The 13,908-nt window shown below is 73.1% G+C and carries 14 protein-coding genes; 4 read left to right on the forward strand and 10 right to left on the reverse strand.

The genetic code is table 11. The features are described 5' to 3' along the window. The first annotated feature begins 5 nt into the window (after nucleotides 1-5). Nucleotides 6-1,205: a lanthionine synthetase C family protein gene (locus tag R0232_RS19620; protein WP_431509131.1), complete on the forward strand. Its 1,200-nt coding sequence runs from the start codon at nucleotides 6-8 to the stop codon at nucleotides 1,203-1,205. Here the strand turns inward: R0232_RS19620 and R0232_RS19625 are convergent. Beyond that, nucleotides 1,202-2,050, reverse strand: a complete 849-nt coding sequence (locus R0232_RS19625; RefSeq protein ID WP_413763389.1) for a helix-turn-helix domain-containing protein — start codon at nucleotides 2,048-2,050, stop codon at nucleotides 1,202-1,204. The two genes, R0232_RS19620 and R0232_RS19625, sit on opposite strands and share 4 nt — an antisense overlap. 132 nt (nucleotides 2,051-2,182) lie before the next feature. Here R0232_RS19625 and R0232_RS19630 point away from each other — a divergent pair, with 132 nt between their 5' ends. The 3 genes from R0232_RS19630 to R0232_RS19640 are packed head-to-tail and all read left to right on the forward strand — an operon-like array spanning nucleotide 2,183 to nucleotide 4,515. Next, nucleotides 2,183-3,169 (forward strand): Bug family tripartite tricarboxylate transporter substrate binding protein, encoded by a 987-nt coding sequence (locus R0232_RS19630; protein ID WP_431509132.1) that lies wholly within the window; start codon nucleotides 2,183-2,185, stop codon nucleotides 3,167-3,169. Nucleotide 3,170: 1 nt separating this feature from the next. Continuing rightward, nucleotides 3,171-4,040 carry a PhzF family phenazine biosynthesis protein gene (locus R0232_RS19635; protein WP_431509133.1) on the forward strand — a complete coding sequence of 290 codons (870 nt, stop codon included), beginning with the start codon at nucleotides 3,171-3,173 and terminating at the stop codon, nucleotides 4,038-4,040. Continuing rightward, nucleotides 4,033-4,515, forward strand: coding sequence for a RidA family protein (locus tag R0232_RS19640; protein ID WP_431509134.1), 483 nt, complete (start codon nucleotides 4,033-4,035; stop codon nucleotides 4,513-4,515). Before R0232_RS19635 ends, R0232_RS19640 begins: the two co-directional genes overlap by 8 nt. Before the next feature lie 10 nt (nucleotides 4,516-4,525). Here R0232_RS19640 and R0232_RS19645 read toward each other — a convergent pair whose 3' ends face one another. From R0232_RS19645 to cobO, 9 genes are read right to left on the reverse strand one after another with little or no spacing between them, the layout of a single operon-like run. After that, nucleotides 4,526-5,254, reverse strand: a complete 729-nt coding sequence (locus R0232_RS19645) for an LrgB family protein (protein ID WP_208510850.1) — start codon at nucleotides 5,252-5,254, stop codon at nucleotides 4,526-4,528. After that, nucleotides 5,251-5,604: a CidA/LrgA family protein gene (locus R0232_RS19650; RefSeq protein WP_057591611.1), complete on the reverse strand. Its 354-nt coding sequence runs from the start codon at nucleotides 5,602-5,604 to the stop codon at nucleotides 5,251-5,253. Before R0232_RS19650 ends, R0232_RS19645 begins: the two co-directional genes overlap by 4 nt. Before the next feature lie 30 nt (nucleotides 5,605-5,634). After that, entirely contained in the window at nucleotides 5,635-6,660 is a 1,026-nt protein-coding gene (locus R0232_RS19655) for an aminotransferase class I/II-fold pyridoxal phosphate-dependent enzyme (RefSeq protein ID WP_431509135.1), read from the reverse strand. Continuing rightward, nucleotides 6,657-7,631, reverse strand: a complete 975-nt coding sequence (gene cbiB, locus R0232_RS19660; RefSeq protein ID WP_431509136.1) for an adenosylcobinamide-phosphate synthase CbiB — start codon at nucleotides 7,629-7,631, stop codon at nucleotides 6,657-6,659. The genes R0232_RS19655 and cbiB overlap by 4 nt, the downstream gene beginning before the upstream one ends. 17 nt (nucleotides 7,632-7,648) lie before the next feature. Next, complete coding sequence (gene cobN, locus R0232_RS19665) at nucleotides 7,649-11,692, reverse strand: cobaltochelatase subunit CobN (protein WP_431509137.1); 4,044 nt, start codon at nucleotides 11,690-11,692, stop codon at nucleotides 7,649-7,651. Then, nucleotides 11,689-12,042: a DUF2149 domain-containing protein gene (locus R0232_RS19670; protein ID WP_093342337.1), complete on the reverse strand. Its 354-nt coding sequence runs from the start codon at nucleotides 12,040-12,042 to the stop codon at nucleotides 11,689-11,691. Before R0232_RS19670 ends, cobN begins: the two co-directional genes overlap by 4 nt. After that, nucleotides 12,039-12,512, reverse strand: a complete 474-nt coding sequence (locus R0232_RS19675) for a MotA/TolQ/ExbB proton channel family protein (protein WP_093342339.1) — start codon at nucleotides 12,510-12,512, stop codon at nucleotides 12,039-12,041. The genes R0232_RS19670 and R0232_RS19675 overlap by 4 nt, the downstream gene beginning before the upstream one ends. Then, nucleotides 12,512-13,204: a 5,6-dimethylbenzimidazole synthase gene (gene bluB, locus R0232_RS19680; RefSeq protein ID WP_431509138.1), complete on the reverse strand. Its 693-nt coding sequence runs from the start codon at nucleotides 13,202-13,204 to the stop codon at nucleotides 12,512-12,514. Before bluB ends, R0232_RS19675 begins: the two co-directional genes overlap by 1 nt. Nucleotides 13,205-13,209: 5 nt before the next feature. Further along, nucleotides 13,210-13,779: a cob(I)yrinic acid a,c-diamide adenosyltransferase gene (gene cobO, locus R0232_RS19685; RefSeq protein WP_431509139.1), complete on the reverse strand. Its 570-nt coding sequence runs from the start codon at nucleotides 13,777-13,779 to the stop codon at nucleotides 13,210-13,212. Nucleotides 13,780-13,908 lie beyond the last annotated feature (129 nt).

Genomic DNA, 13,908 nt, shown 5'->3' on the forward strand with positions numbered 1-13,908 from the left:
GCGCCATGCTGTTCTCGCCCGAGCGCCACGAGCCCCTGCGGGCCGACGCCTGGGACGAGGGCCGCGCGCGCGAAGCCATCGAGCGCATCGTGCGCGACACCGAGGCGCGCTTCACGCCCGAAGGGCTGTGGCCCATGCATCCGAGCGATGCGTCGAATCCGGACCCGCAGTACCTGCTGTACTGGGGCGCCAGCGGCGTGATCTGGGCGCTGCAGCATCTGCGTGACCGCGGCGCGGTGCGGCTGGCGCGCGACTACGCGCCCTTCGTGCCGGGCCTGATCGCCGCCAACCGCGCGGCCATGGGCCGCCCCGCCGACGCCGGCTTCGCGGCCTACCTGATGGGCGACACCGGCATCCGGTTGCTCGAGCACCGGCTCCAGCCCTCGGCCACCATCACCGACGAACTCGCGCGGCTGTGCGGCGGCCACCTCGACGACCCAACCCTCGAACTGATGTGGGGCACGCCCGGCACCATGCTCGCGGCGCTGTTCATGCACGAGCGCACCGGCGAGCAGCGCTGGACTCATATCTACCGCGACACCGCGCGGCGGCTGGGGTCGCAGCTCGAATGGTCCGAGGACTTCGGCTGCCACTTCTGGACCCAGCAGCTCTATGGCCAGCGCTCGACCTACATCGACGCGGTGCACGGCTTCGTCGCCACCGCGGTGCCGCTGATCCATGGCCGCCACCTGCTCGACGACGCCGAATGGAACGCCTGGCGCGACTGCATCGCCAACACCGTGCAACGCACCGCCGACCGCGAGGGCGCGCAGGCGAACTGGCGCCCGCGCCTGTTCCCGCTGCCCGATGCCTCGCGGCCGAAACTCGTGCAGATGTGCCATGGCGCGCCGGGCTTCGTGATCTGCCTCGCGGACTTTCCGGGCGACACGCTCGACGAGCTGCTGCTCGCCGCCGGCGAGACCACCTGGCAGGCCGGCCCGCTGAACAAGGGCTCGAACCTGTGCCACGGCACCGGCGGCAACGGCTATGCCTTCCTCAAGCTGTACCGCCGCTTCGGCGACGCCGCCTGGCTGGACCGGGCGCGCGCCTTCGCCATGCACGGCATCGCGCAGACCGAGGCCGACCTGGCGGAACACGGCCACCTGCGCTATTCGCTGTGGACCGGCGACCCCGGCTTCGCGATCTACCTGTGGGATTGCATCGAGGGTACGGACCGCTTCCCGACCCTCGACTGTTTCTTCTAGGCCGGCGGCCGCCGCGCGCGCAGCTCGCCGGCCGTCGTCGCCCAGGCCTTGCCCAGCATGCGCGTGAGATAGGCCCCCGAGGCCCAGCCGACCTGCTGCGCCACCGACAGCACCGATTCGTCGGTGCTCTGCAGCAGGTGGCGCGCGCGCTCGAGGCGCCGCTGCTGCTGGAACTCGAGCGGCGACAGCCCGTAGGCCGCACGGAACAGCCGCTCGACCTGCCGGCGCGAGAGCCGGTGCCGCGCCGCGAAGGCCTCGAGCGGCAGCGCCGCCGCGAGCTCGGCCTCGATGTCGCTGGCCAGCAGCGCGGCGATCACCGCGCCGGGCGTGCCGCGGCCGTCGGGATGCACCAGCGGGTTGGCCATGAGCCGCGCCGCCTCCATCACCAGCGCGCCGCAATGGGCCACGTGCGCCATCGAGGGCTCGGGCGATGCCGGCGTGCCGGCCATCTCCAGCAGCCGGTGCGACAGCAGGTTCAGCGCGCCGCTGCCCGCGCGCAGGCCCTGGGCCGGCTTCGCGATGCCGTGCGCGCGCAGCGCCGTGTCCCAGAACTCCGAATCGACATAGACCGCGAGGTGCGTCTGGCGCAGGGTCATCGCGCTGGTGGCATGGGCGGCGCCGGCCGCGAACCAGAGGAAATGGCCGGGCGAGGACTGCAGCGCGTCGCCGCGCGGATCGATCACGTCGAAACGGCCCGCCAGCGGCACGAACAGCATGTCGCAATCGTGCGCATGCGGCGTGGTGGCGTAGCCGTCGAGCGTGCTCGCCACCGGCGTCGCCTTGTGGGCGAGGCGGTCGGAGAACGCGGAGATCCGCGGTCCGGATGGGGCGGCTGGGGACGGCATGGGGCCGATTGTGTGGTCAATCGCGCGGCCGATGTCGCATTCGTGCGCGCGGGCGTCGCGAGCGGAGGCACGCGCGGATCGATCGGCGGGAAGACTAGGACCTCCCCTTCAACCGCTCCGCCAAGGACCTCCATGACCGCCAGCCTCCGCCCGCCACGGCGCCTCGCCCTGATGGCCGCCGCCGCCCTGTTCGCCGCCGCCTGCGGTGCCGCGGCCGCCGCCGACACCTATCCCGCCAAGCCGATCACCATCGTCGTGCCCTTCCCGGCCGGCGGCGGCACCGACGTGATCTTCCGCGCGGTGCAGGTCAGGCTGCAGGCCGAACTCGGCGTGCCGGTGATCATCGACAACCGCGCGGGCGCCGGCGGCACGGTGGGCACGGGCTATGCCTCCAAGGCCGCGCCCGACGGCTACACGCTGGTGGCCGCCACCACCACGACCATCGCCTCGGCCCAGGCCGTCTATCCCAAGCTGCCCTACGACCCGCTGGCCGACCTCGCGCCCGTGGGCACGCTGGGCACCACGCCCTTCGTGCTGGTGGTGGCGCCCACGCTGCCCGCGAAGAACCTCGCCGACTTCATCCGCGACGCCAAGGCGAAGCCCGGCACGCTCAACTACGGCAGCATCGGCAACGGCACGGCGAGCCACCTCGCGGGCGAGCTGTTCAAGCAGCGCACCGGCATCGAGATGACCCACATTCCCTACCGCGGCGCGGCGCCCGCGCAGACCGACCTGATGGCCGGCCAGATCCAGGCGCTGTTCGACAACCCCACCGCGCTCGCGCCCCAGGTGCGCGCCGGCCGCATGCGCGCGCTCGCGATCAGCCAGCCCTCGGCGGTGTTTCCCGAGCTGCCGAGCTTCGAGGCCGCGGGCATCAAGGACTTCAAGCCCGAGCTCTGGTATGGGCTGATGGCACCCGCGGCCACGCCCAAACCGGTGGTGGAGCGGCTGCGCTCGGCGCTCGACAAGGCGCTGCAGGACCGCAACCTGCGCGCCGACATGATGGCCAAGGGCGTCTCGCCCGCGAGCTGGTCGCCCGAGCAGTTCGGCCAGCGCGTGCGCGCCGACATCGCGCTGTGGGGCGGCATCGCGCGCTCCGTCAACGCGAAGGCTGACTGAGATGACGATGCAGCTCGTTCGCGTCTTCGCCCGCCCCGGCACCCGCGCCGGCGGCAACCCGGCCCCGGTCTGGCTCGATGCCGATGCCATGTCCACCGAGGACATGCAGGCCCGCACCCGCGAGAGCGGGCACGAGTCGGTGTTCGTGCTCGCCCCCGACGATGCCGCCCGGCACCGCCTGCGCATGCGCTACTTCGTGCCGCGCCACGAGATGGAGATGTGCGGCCATGCCACGCTCGGCGCGCTGTGGCTGCTGCACGAACGCGGCCGCTGGAGCGGCGAGCCGATCGCGGTGCAGACGCTCAGCGGCACGGTGCATGGCCGCTTCGTCGACGGCGCGGTCGAGATCAGCCAGCCCAGCGCCACCATCGCCGTGGTCGACGCGGCGCTGGTGCGCGAGATCGCGCAGTGTCTGGGCATCGAGGTCGTGCAGATCGTGTCGCCCGTGCTCAACGCCGCCACCAGCCGCGTGAAGACGCTGGTGCGGCTCGAGAGCCCAGACCTGCTGCACGGCCTGCGGCCCGACTTCGCGCGCGTCGAGGCGCTGTGCGACCGGCTCGGCTCGACCGGGCTCTATCCCTTCGCATCGAACGCCGATGCGCGGGGCACCGAGGTCAGCGCGCGCCAGTTCCCGCGCTCCTCCGGCTATCCCGAGGACGCGGCCACCGGCATCGCCGCCGCCGCGCTGGCCTGGGGCCTGCGCGAGATGGCGCTGGTCGGCGCCGACGGCACGCTGGTCACGGTGCGCCAGGGCGAGGCCATGGGCTCGCCCTCGGCGATCCAGGTGCGGCTGCCCGCGCAGGCCGAGGCCGCCGAAGGCTGCTGGCTGCGCGGCGACGCGCAGGCGATGGACGAGGTGCCGCATGACTGATGCCGACCGGCGCCTGGAGGCGCTCGCCGCCCAGGCGGGCCACGATGCTTCGCCCGCCGCGCGCCCCGCGGGCCGCTATGCGAGCTTCGCGCGCGCCGGCGACCTGCTGCATTCGAGCGGCGTGGTCGGGCGCGAGAACGGCGCGGTGATCGCGGGCACTATCGACGACAGCGACGCGGGCATCGCGCTCGGCGAACGGGCCGCGGTCGCCGCCGCCATCGCGCTGCTGCGCGCCGCGCGCACCGAGCTCGGCGGCCTCGACCGCGTGCAGAAGATCGTCGCCCTCACCGGCTACCTGCAGGCCGGGCCCGGTTTCACGCAGCACGTGCGGGTGATGAATGCCGCGAGCGAGCTGCTGCGCCAGGTGTTCCCCGACCAGCCGCTGCCCGCGCGCACCACGGTCGGCGTGGCCTCGCTGCCGGGCGGCGGCGCGGTCGAGATCTCGCTGGTGCTGCAGGAGCGGCCGGCGGACTGAAGGCGGCGCCTCAGGCCCCGAGCCAGCGCACCACCAGCGGCACCAGCAAGGCCGTCGCGATGCCGTTGAGCCCCATCGCGAGCGCCGAGAACGCGCCCGCGGTCTCGTTGACCTGGATCGCGCGCGCGGTACCGATGCCGTGCGCCGTGATGCCGACCGCGAAGCCGCGCACCGCGGGTTCCTTGATGCGCAGCAGGTTCAACAGGCCCGTGGCCATGATCGCGCCCGCGATGCCGGTGATCGCGGCCGCGACCGCCGACAGCGACGGCAGGCCGCCGATCTTTTCCGACACGCCCATCGCGATCGGCATGGTGGCCGACTTCGGCGCCAGCGACATCAGCAGCTCGTGCGAACCGCCGAGCACCCACGCGATGCCCACGGCCGACACGATGGCCGCCACCGAGCCCGCGAGCAGCGCCACGCCGATCGGCAGCCACAGCCGGCGCAGCCGCGCCACCTGGCTGTAGAGCGGCACCGCCAGCGCCACCGTGGCCGGCCCGATCAGGAAGTGCACGAACTTCGCGCCCTCGAAGTAGGTGTCGTAGGGCGTGCGCGTCGCCAGCAGCACGGCGACGATCACGATCACCGACACCAGCACCGGATTGACCACCGGGTTGGCGCCGCTGCGCCGGTGCAGCCACAGCGCGCCCAGGTAGGCCAGCAGCGTGAGCGCGAGCCACAGCAGCGGCGACTGGGCCAGGAAGACCCAGATCTCGGACAGCTTCGCGGGCGCGCTCACTGGGCGTCCTTGCCGGTGATGCGGATCATCCAGCGCAAGGTGAGCGCGGTCACCGTCATGGTGAAGGCCGCGCCCAGGATGCCCGCGGCCAGGAACGGCAGCCACTCGCGGCCCACGCGCTCGAAGTGCAGCATCACGCCGGTCACGGCCGGGATGAACAGCAACATCAGGTTGCGCAGCAGATGGCCCGAGGTCTCGCCCAGGCTCTCGGGCACGCCGCCGCGCCACAGCAGACCCGCGAACAGGAACAGCATGCCGAGCAGCGGACCGGGCACCGGCAGGCTCAGCCACTGCACCAGCAGTTCGCCGGCGAGCTGGCAGAGAAAGAGCGTGGTGATGGCGTAGAGCATGGAAGAGGTCCTCGTGGTCGTTCTTGCCGGCTAGTTTGCACCCGCCAGGCGCTGCCATGCGGCGTGCAGCGCGGCCTGGCTCGCGGGCGGCAGCACGCCCATGCGCACCTGGCCCGGCAGGCCGAAGGACGCGCAGTCGCGCAGCTTGATGCCCTCGGCGCGCAAACCGGCCAGCAGGCCCGCGAAGTCGGTGGCCATCGGTTGCGCGAGGTGGTAGTTCGCCACGCTGGGCAGGGTCTGCCAGCCCATGCGCGCGCACAGCGCGAGCTGCGCGGCCTTCCATTCGCGCAAGGTGGCCAGGCTGTCGCGCACCCAGGCCTGCACCGCAGGCTCGGCCCAGGCCGACAGCATCGCCACGCCATGCGCGCCCACGGGCCACGAGGAACCCAGGCGCAGCAGCGCGCCCACCGCCTCCCGAGCATCCGCCGGCGCGATCGCATAGGCCGCGCGCACGCCCGTCATGCCCAGCGCCTTGTTGGGCGACCACATCTGCCAGAGCCGGTCGAGCCGCGCGGGCGCCAGCGCGAGTTCGCCTTCGAGCCGCAACGGCTCGTAGGCGCGGTCGAGCACGCAGGGCACGCCCTCGGGCAGCGCGGCGATCGACGCGGCCAGGCCGGGCTGCGCCTGCCCCTGCGGCGCCGACGGATCGCAGCACCACGCGAGCCGCGGCCGGCGCGCCGCCTGCGGCGCACGCACCACCTGCAGGCCCCAGGCGCGCGCGGCGGCCGCATAGTCGCCATAGGAGGTGGCCGGCAGCACGACCTCGCCGTGCGCGCCGCGGTCCTCCTGCGCCACCCAGGCGGTGATGCGACGGATGAACTCGCTCGCGCCGGCCGCGATCACGATGCGCCAGGGCGCCACGCCATGCAGCGCCGCGAGCCCCGCGCGCAGTGCCGTGTAGGCCGGATCGGGATAGCGCGTCGCATCGGCCGCGCGCACTTGCGCGAGCGCCTCCGGGCACGGGCCGCAGGCGTTGGCATTGGTCGAGAAATCGTGCGCGGGCGCGCCGAGCGCATCGGGGCCGCCATGGGTCGGGGTGAAGTCGAGCTCGCTCATCGCGCCCCCATGAACAGCAGAACGACCGGCAGCCAGGCGGCCAGCGCCAGCAGCAGCACGGCGCGCTGACCGAAGCGGGCCGCACGCGCGGTGTCGGCGGGCATTGCGGCCCGGCCCTCGGCGTTGAGCGCATAGACCGCGGGCTTGGCCAGCCGCACGCCGAGCAGCAGCGCCATCGCGGCCATCGGCCAGCCGCTGTTGGGCGACGGCGTGCGCCGCGCCTCGCGCGCGAGGCCGCGCGGCCAGCGCCCGGCCGCCAGCGCCAGCAGCAGCACCGTGAGCCGCGCGGGCAGCCAAGACAGCAGGTCGTCGGCGCGCGCGGCCCATTTGCCGGCCCAGGTCCAGTCGCGGCCGCCGCGCTCGCCGCGGTAACCCCACATCGCATCGGCCGTGTTGGCGAAGCGGTAGAGCGCCGCGCCCGGCAGGCCCAACAGCAGGAACCAGAACACCGGCGCCACCAGCGAATCGTTGAGGTTCTCGGCCAGCGATTCGATCGCGCTCTCGCGCACCTCGCGCTCGCCGAGCGGCGAGACATCGCGGCTCACGAGGCGCGCGAGTCGCGTCCGGCCCGCCTCCAGCGACTCGCCGAGCGCGGCCTCGACCGCGAGCACCTCGTCGCGCAGCATGCGCCAGGCGAACAGCGGCTTGAGCACCAGCCCCAGCAGCAGCGCGAAGGCCCAGGCCGGCAGCGCCTGCTGCAGCGCGGCCTGCAGCGCCACGGCGATCGCGAGCACGGCCAGCGCGCCCGCGCACCAGGCGATGGCGCCGAGCGCGAAAACGCGCCCTTGCTTGCCGGAGGCCGCTCCGAACGGCGGCGCGATGCGCGCGCCGGCCCAGCCCAGATAGCGCCCGATCCACACCACCGGATGCCAGCGCGCGGGCGGCTCGCCAAGCCAGAGGTCGACCGCGAGCGCGATCCACAGCGCGGCCAGCATGGCCAGCACGGGAGCGGTGAAGTCGATGGCCGGCATGGCGCGATTGTCCCGAATCAGACGGCCGGCCGCGGCCGGCGGTGCCGGTGCCACTGGGTCAGCGCGCCGAGCGCGAGCAGCGCCGCCATGCCGAACAGCGCCCAGAGCGTGCGCACCACCGAGTCGCTGCGCGGCGCGGGCACCGTCTCGGGCTGCGGTTCGAGCCGCAGGCCGCGCACGGGCTGGGTCGCGGCCTCGTCGCCCTGTTTGCTTTCACTCGGTGCCGGCGACTCGGCCTGCGTGGCCGGGGCGGTGGCGCCCTGCACCTCCACCGGCACCACGACCGGCTTCGGCGGCGCGCTCATCGCCGCGCGCGCGAAGCGCTCCACCGCCACGTTGCGCTCGCGCAGCCCGCTGGCCTGCGCCGCCTGCGCATAGGCCCGCGCGAGCTCGCGCCGCGTCGCGGCATCGGGCGACCAGTAGTTCAGGCGCACCGCATCGAGCATGCGCTCCAGCGTCTGCGCGTAGGCCGCGCGGTTCGCGCCCTCGAGCCAGGCGCGCGTGCCGAGCCGCTCGCGGTCGCGCACATAGGTGTCGTGCAGCGACTGCCACTGGTCGGGCCGCACCGTGGCCGGCGCGGTCACCTGCCAGCCCCAGAGGAACTGCGCGGTCTTCAGCACCTGCAGCGCGCCGCTGTAGCCCTCGGCCTGCTGCGCCGCGATCCACTGCGGATGCAGGTAGCGCGTCTGCATCTCGCGCGCGATCGCGCCGGCGGCGGTGTCGGTGCGCACCGCGCCGGTGTCGCGCAGGTTCTGCACATAGAGCGCCGGATCCTTGCCCGTGAGATGGCGCACCGCCTGCGCGATGCCGCCGAGGTACTGGAACGGATCGTCGTTGGTGAGCACGCCATAGAGGTTGGAGCTGCGCGCCATCAGCGCCGCGTCGACCTGCGCGAGATTGCCCGCGAAGGCGCCGGGCCGCGCCGCGCCGTCGAGGCCCTGGCCATAGGCATGGCCCATGCGGTCGATGAACAGGCCCGCCATCTGTGCGTCGCCGCCGCCGCGGCGCTGCGAGCGCCAGAGCTCGCTCGCGAGCGCGGCCTCCTCGAGCCCGGCGCCATAGCTACCCTGCTCGTTCGAGAACACGCGCGCGGTCGACCAGCGCGCGGCCTCCGCCTCCGACGCACCTTCGGCCCGCAGCCGCCGCGCCAGCGCCTCGCTGTGGCGCGCGACCGCGTTGGTGCCCGCGGGCTCGCGCAGCGCCGCCACCTGCCGCACCGCCTCGTCGAGCCAGCGCATCACGTGCGGGAACTGGTCGCGGTACGAGCCCGTCACGCTGACCAGCACATCGATGCGCGGCCGCTTCAAGGCCGCGGCGGGCAGCACCTCGATGCCGTTCATGCGCCCCGCCTCGTCCCAGCGTGGCCGCACGCCCATCGCATGGAAGGCCTGGCTCTCGAGCACGCCCTGGTGGCGCGAGGCCTCGCCGGCCCAGAGCGTGAACGCGATCTTCCCGGGCGCCTTGCCGCCGTGGGACTGCGCATAGGCGGCGATCCAGGCGTCCATGGCGGCCACGCCGGTGTCCCAGGCCGCGCGCGTGGGCACGCGGCTGGGATCGAAGCCGTAGAGGTTGCGCCCGGTCGGCAGGCTGTCGGGATTGCGCACCGGATCGCCGCCATAGCTGGCGCGGAGGTAGCGGCCGTCGAGAGCCGTCAGCAGGCCCTCGATCTCCTCGTTGTGCGCGAGCACCGCGTCGAGCTGGCGCACGCGCGCCGCCAGCGCGCGCAGGGCCTCGGCCTGCGCGGGGTGCACGGGCACGGCGGCCGCGCCGTCGAAGGCCGCATCGTCGAGCACCCTTGCCACCCAGCGCCCCAGCGGCGAGTCGGCCATGTCGGCCGGCTCGCGCAGGAAGGTCTCGTCGAGGTCCTCGCCGAGCGCGGTCGCCAGCGGCTTGCCGACGATCTGCAACAGCGTGGCGCGCCGGCGCCGGGCATCGGGCGCCTCGCCGAAGGTCGCGAGGCCCAGCGGCTGCGCGGTCTGCGCGAGTTCGTCGAGGTAGGGATGCAGCACCGCCACGAAGCCCGCGAAGTCGGCGCGGATGCGCGCGGGGGTCCAGGCCAGGTCGCGGTCGTAGTGCCGGGCCACGAAGTCGGCCAGCAGTTGCCGTTCGAGCGCGGCCTTGACCGGGCCGGGGGCGAGCGTCTCCCAGTCGTGCATGCGCTCGTGCATCTGCGCGAGGCCCGGGCGCAGGCCGGCCGGCGAGAACATCGGCGTCGAATGGCTGACCATGGTCGCTCGGCCGCGGCGCTTGGCGGTGGTGGCCTCGCCGAGGTTGTCCATCACGTAGGGATAGACGTTGGGCAGGTCGCCGAGCACCAGCAGCGGATCGTCCTGCACCGACAGTCCGCGCTCCTTGCCGGCCGACCATTCGACCGTGCCGTGCGTGCCCACGTGCACCACGGCCGAGGCGCCGAACTGCGTGCGCAGCCAGAGGTAGGTGGCGAGGTAGGCATGGCCCAGCGGCACCGCCGAGCGGTGGTAGACCTGCTGCGCCTTGTCCTTCACCGCCGTGCCGGGTTCGAAGCGCGGCGGCTGGCGCAGCACCACCACGTTGCCGAAGCGCACGCGCGGGATCACGAAGGCCGGCGCGCCGTCCACCGTGCGCAGCTGGGTCGAGCTTTCGGGCGCGCCCCAGTAGGCCTCGATGCGCTGCTGCGTCTCGACGGGCAGCGCGCGGAACCATGCGAGGTAGCGCGCGAGCGGCAGCGTGTCGGCCAGGCCCTGCGCGAGCAGCGGCCGTAGTTCGTCGCCTCCTGGTGCCGGGTAGGAAGCCTTGAGCGTGGCCTGCACCTGCGCGATCAGCGCCTCGGGCGCGGGCGCCTCGGTGCGGTAGCCGGCCGATTGCATGGCCGCGATCATGCGGCTCACGCTGCGCGGCACGTTGAGGAAGGAGGCGCCGAAGTTGGCCTCGCCCGGCGGGTAGTTGTAGACCAGCATCGCGACCCGGCGCTGGTCCGCACTGGTGTGCTGCAGCCGCAGCAGCGCGGCGGCCTTGTCGGCGACCGCGTCGATCTGCGCGGGCAGCGGCTGCAGGCTGCCGCTCGCGGCATCGCGCGCGCTCACGAGCATCGGGTCGGTCATGCCGGCCAGTTCGCTCGGGCTGTAGTAGGCCGCGATGTCGGACTGCGCCAGGCCGTCCTTGCTTTGCGCCCATTGCGCCGCATCCATCGCAAGCGACGGCAGGGTCTGCAGCACCGGCACGCCGATGCGCTCGAGCTCGGCCTTGCGCTCGTTGGGCGCGAAGACCAGCGCGGCGTTCACGATCAGGTCGGCCACGCGGCGCCCGCCCTCGGCCTGGGTCATGCGCGTGTAGAGGTCCTTCTGCTGGCGCGGGCCGTAGAAGGCATAGGCGCGCAGGCCACGCTGCGCGAGCGCGGCGATCAGCGTGTCGAGCCAGGCCGTGTCCTCGCCGGTCACGGTGGCGGCATTGACCGCGATCGCCACCGTGCCGTTCGCGCCGGGCAACTGTTCGACCGCCTCGATGCTTGTCTCGATGCGCGGCCAGCCCGGGTGATAGAAGCCCGCGAGCGGCGTCGCGACGGGTTCGGGCAGCCCATCGGACACGCCGACCTTGGCGAGCGCCTGCATCGACGCCGAGAGGTTCGCGCCGCCCGCGAAGCGCCAGTAGGCTCGCAGCCGCTGCGCCCAGGCCGCGTCGACGCCACGCTCGGCCGCGAGCGGCGGCGCGGCCGTGAGCTGGCCCCGGGCGACCAGCGCGAACTCGCCGACCAGCACATAGGGCGCCGCGCTGCGCGCGATCGCGTCGCCGAAGCGCGCCGCGGCGGCCTGCGCCACGCTCAGGTGCGGCGCATCGATCACGAGCAGCCGCGCGCCCTCGAGCGCGGCCGACAGGGCCTCGGGCGAATCCCGCGTGGCCGACAGCACCTGCAGCGGCAGCCCGGCCTGCTGCGCTGCGGCCTGCAGCCGAGCGACGCGCGCGGGCGACACCAGCGAGGTCGCGAGCACCACGACCGGGCCGGTGGACGACTGCTGCGCCCAGGCCGGCAGCGCCGCCAGCCACGCCAGCAGCCACAGCGCGACCCAGCGCCGCGGCAGGCTCACTTGCCGCCCTGCACCGGCACCGCGTCGGCCGGCACGTAGACCATGGTCCCGTCCTTGAGGCGCCAGGCCGTGCCCGCGCGCTCGCCGTCGCCCTCGCCGGTCGCGCCGCTGGCCTTGAAGCGCGTGATCTTGCGGCCCTCGCGCGTCACGATCTCCATGTTGGGCTGGCCCTCGTTGCGGATCACCGTGACCTTGTCCTGCGCGAAGGGGTTCATCGGGTTGTTGATGACCGCGATCATCAGCATGCCGATCACGACCATGAAGACGTCGATCAGGTTGATGGTCGAGAGCACCGGATCGTCGTCGTCGCCGTCCAGGCTGCTCAGGATGGAGAACTGCCGCTTGCTCATGAGAGCCGGTCCCGCGCGTCGAGCAGCATCACCAGTTCGCGCATCAGCCAGCGCCGGCGCACGGTGTAGACCACGAAGGCGATCGAGGCCGAGGCCAGCGCGACGATCACGCTCGCGAAGGCCGGCGCGAGGCTCTGCGCCACGCCCTGTGATTCGCCCGAGGCCACGGCCACCAGCGCGGGGCCCATCGGGATCATGGTGGCGATCAGGCCCAGCATCGGCGCCACGCGGCTGCACAGCCGCACGCCCTCGAGCTCCTTGAGCACGGCCAGCTCCATCTGCTCCTGGCTGGCCTGCGCATGCCGCGCCAGCACGAGTGCGCGCGACGGGTCGCGCCGGCGCTGCAGGTATTCGACGCCGAAAGCACCGAGGCACCACACGGCATAGACGAAGGACAGCAGCACGCCCAGCGTCACCGGCCAGAGGAACAGGCGCGCGAGCTCGAACAGGACGGTATCGAAGGCCAGCATCAGGCGGACTCCAGGTCAGGCGAAGAAGGATCGGGATCGAACAGGTCCGAGGGCCGGCCCCAGGCCTCGTCGAACACCAGCGCGGACAGCGGCGCGCGCCGCGCCCAGCGCTCGCGTTGCAGCATCGGCTCCTCGTAGAAGCCGTGCACCGGCCCGAGGCACAGCAGCGCGATAGGCTCGGCGCCGGCCGGCAGGCCCAGCAGCGCCGCCACCTCGGCCGGATCGAACAGCGAGACCCAGCCCATGCCCAGCCCCTCGGCGCGCGCGGCCAGCCAGAGGTTCTGGATCGCGCAGGCGGCCGAGGCCAGGTCCATCTGCGGCAGGGTGCGGCGGCCGAACACATGGTGCTCGCGGCCGTCGGCCAGCGTCACCGCGAGCAGCTCGGCCGCGTCGAGCAGGCCCTCGACCTTGAGCCGCATGAATGCGTCCTCGCGTTCGCCGAGCGCGCGCGCCGTCAGCACGCGTTCGCGCTCGACCGCCGCATGCAGTCGCGTGCGCAGGGCCGCGTCGCGGATGCGGATGAAGCGCCAGGGCTGCATGAAGCCGACGCTGGGCGCATGGTGGGCCGCCTCGAGCAGCCGGCGCAGCAGCGCGGGCGCGACCTCGCCGCCCGCGAAATGCCGCATGTCGCGCCGCTCGTGGATGGCGCGGTAGACCGCCCTCGCCTCCTCGGCCGCGAACGCCTGGCTCATCCGGCTCAATCCTCGATGCCGCGCTGCGCCGGGATGCCGGCCTTGAACGCATGCTTGACCAGCGTCATCTCGGTCACGGTGTCGGCGAGTTCGATGAGTTCGGGCGGGCAGCGGCGGCCCGTGAGCGCCACGTGCACATGTTTGGGCCGCGCGCGCAGGGTCTCGAGCACGCCCTCGAGCGGCAGCCAGCCGTAGATCAGAGGGTAGGTGATCTCGTCGAGCACCACGAGGAAATACTCGCCCGAGAGGATCGCGGCCTTGGCCTTCTCCCAGCCGTCGCGCGCGAGCTGCCCCGAGCGCTCGAGATCCTGGCTCTTCCAGCTGAAGCCGTCGCCCAGGCCCTCGATCGGGATGCCGATCTGCTCGAACATGCGGTGCTCGCCGAAACGCGCGCTCGGCACCTTCATGAACTGGTAGATCTTCACGGCCTTGCCGCGGCCATGGGCGCGCAGCGCCAAGCCGAAGGCCGCGGTGCTCTTGCCCTTGCCGTCGCCGGTGTTGACGATGACGATGCCGCGGCGCTCGCCTTCGGGCTTCTCGTAGGGCTTCTCGCTGGGTGGGGATTCGATCTGCATCTGTGCCTCTTCAATCTGTCTTCGAATACGGGCTTGACCGTGAACGCAGAAGTCGCGAAGGAACGCGAAGGTCGCGGAAGAACAGCCAAAATCTTGTCTTCACTTCTGCGACCTCTGCGAAACCTTCGC

Origin of the sequence: Variovorax sp. DAIF25 (genome assembly GCF_050711835.1) — a bacterium.
Lineage (GTDB): Bacteria > Pseudomonadota > Gammaproteobacteria > Burkholderiales > Burkholderiaceae_C > Variovorax.

Excerpts from the sequence above, each read along its gene's own strand:
- cobO (WP_431509139.1), bottom strand. The coding sequence starts at position 13,779 with ATGCAGATCGAATCCCCACCCAGCGAGAAGCCCTACGAGAAGCCCGAA.
- R0232_RS19620 (WP_431509131.1), top strand. The coding sequence starts at position 6 with ATGCTGTTCTCGCCCGAGCGCCACGAGCCCCTGCGGGCCGACGCCTGG.
- cbiB (WP_431509136.1), bottom strand. The coding sequence starts at position 7,631 with ATGCCGGCCATCGACTTCACCGCTCCCGTGCTGGCCATGCTGGCCGCG.
- R0232_RS19630 (WP_431509132.1), top strand. The coding sequence starts at position 2,183 with ATGACCGCCAGCCTCCGCCCGCCACGGCGCCTCGCCCTGATGGCCGCC.
- R0232_RS19675 (WP_093342339.1), bottom strand. The coding sequence starts at position 12,512 with ATGCTGGCCTTCGATACCGTCCTGTTCGAGCTCGCGCGCCTGTTCCTC.
- R0232_RS19650 (WP_057591611.1), bottom strand. The coding sequence starts at position 5,604 with ATGCTCTACGCCATCACCACGCTCTTTCTCTGCCAGCTCGCCGGCGAA.
- R0232_RS19640 (WP_431509134.1), top strand. The coding sequence starts at position 4,033 with ATGACTGATGCCGACCGGCGCCTGGAGGCGCTCGCCGCCCAGGCGGGC.
- R0232_RS19635 (WP_431509133.1), top strand. The coding sequence starts at position 3,171 with ATGACGATGCAGCTCGTTCGCGTCTTCGCCCGCCCCGGCACCCGCGCC.
- bluB (WP_431509138.1), bottom strand. The coding sequence starts at position 13,204 with ATGAGCCAGGCGTTCGCGGCCGAGGAGGCGAGGGCGGTCTACCGCGCC.
- R0232_RS19625 (WP_413763389.1), bottom strand. The coding sequence starts at position 2,050 with ATGCCGTCCCCAGCCGCCCCATCCGGACCGCGGATCTCCGCGTTCTCC.
- R0232_RS19670 (WP_093342337.1), bottom strand. The coding sequence starts at position 12,042 with ATGAGCAAGCGGCAGTTCTCCATCCTGAGCAGCCTGGACGGCGACGAC.
- R0232_RS19655 (WP_431509135.1), bottom strand. The coding sequence starts at position 6,660 with ATGAGCGAGCTCGACTTCACCCCGACCCATGGCGGCCCCGATGCGCTC.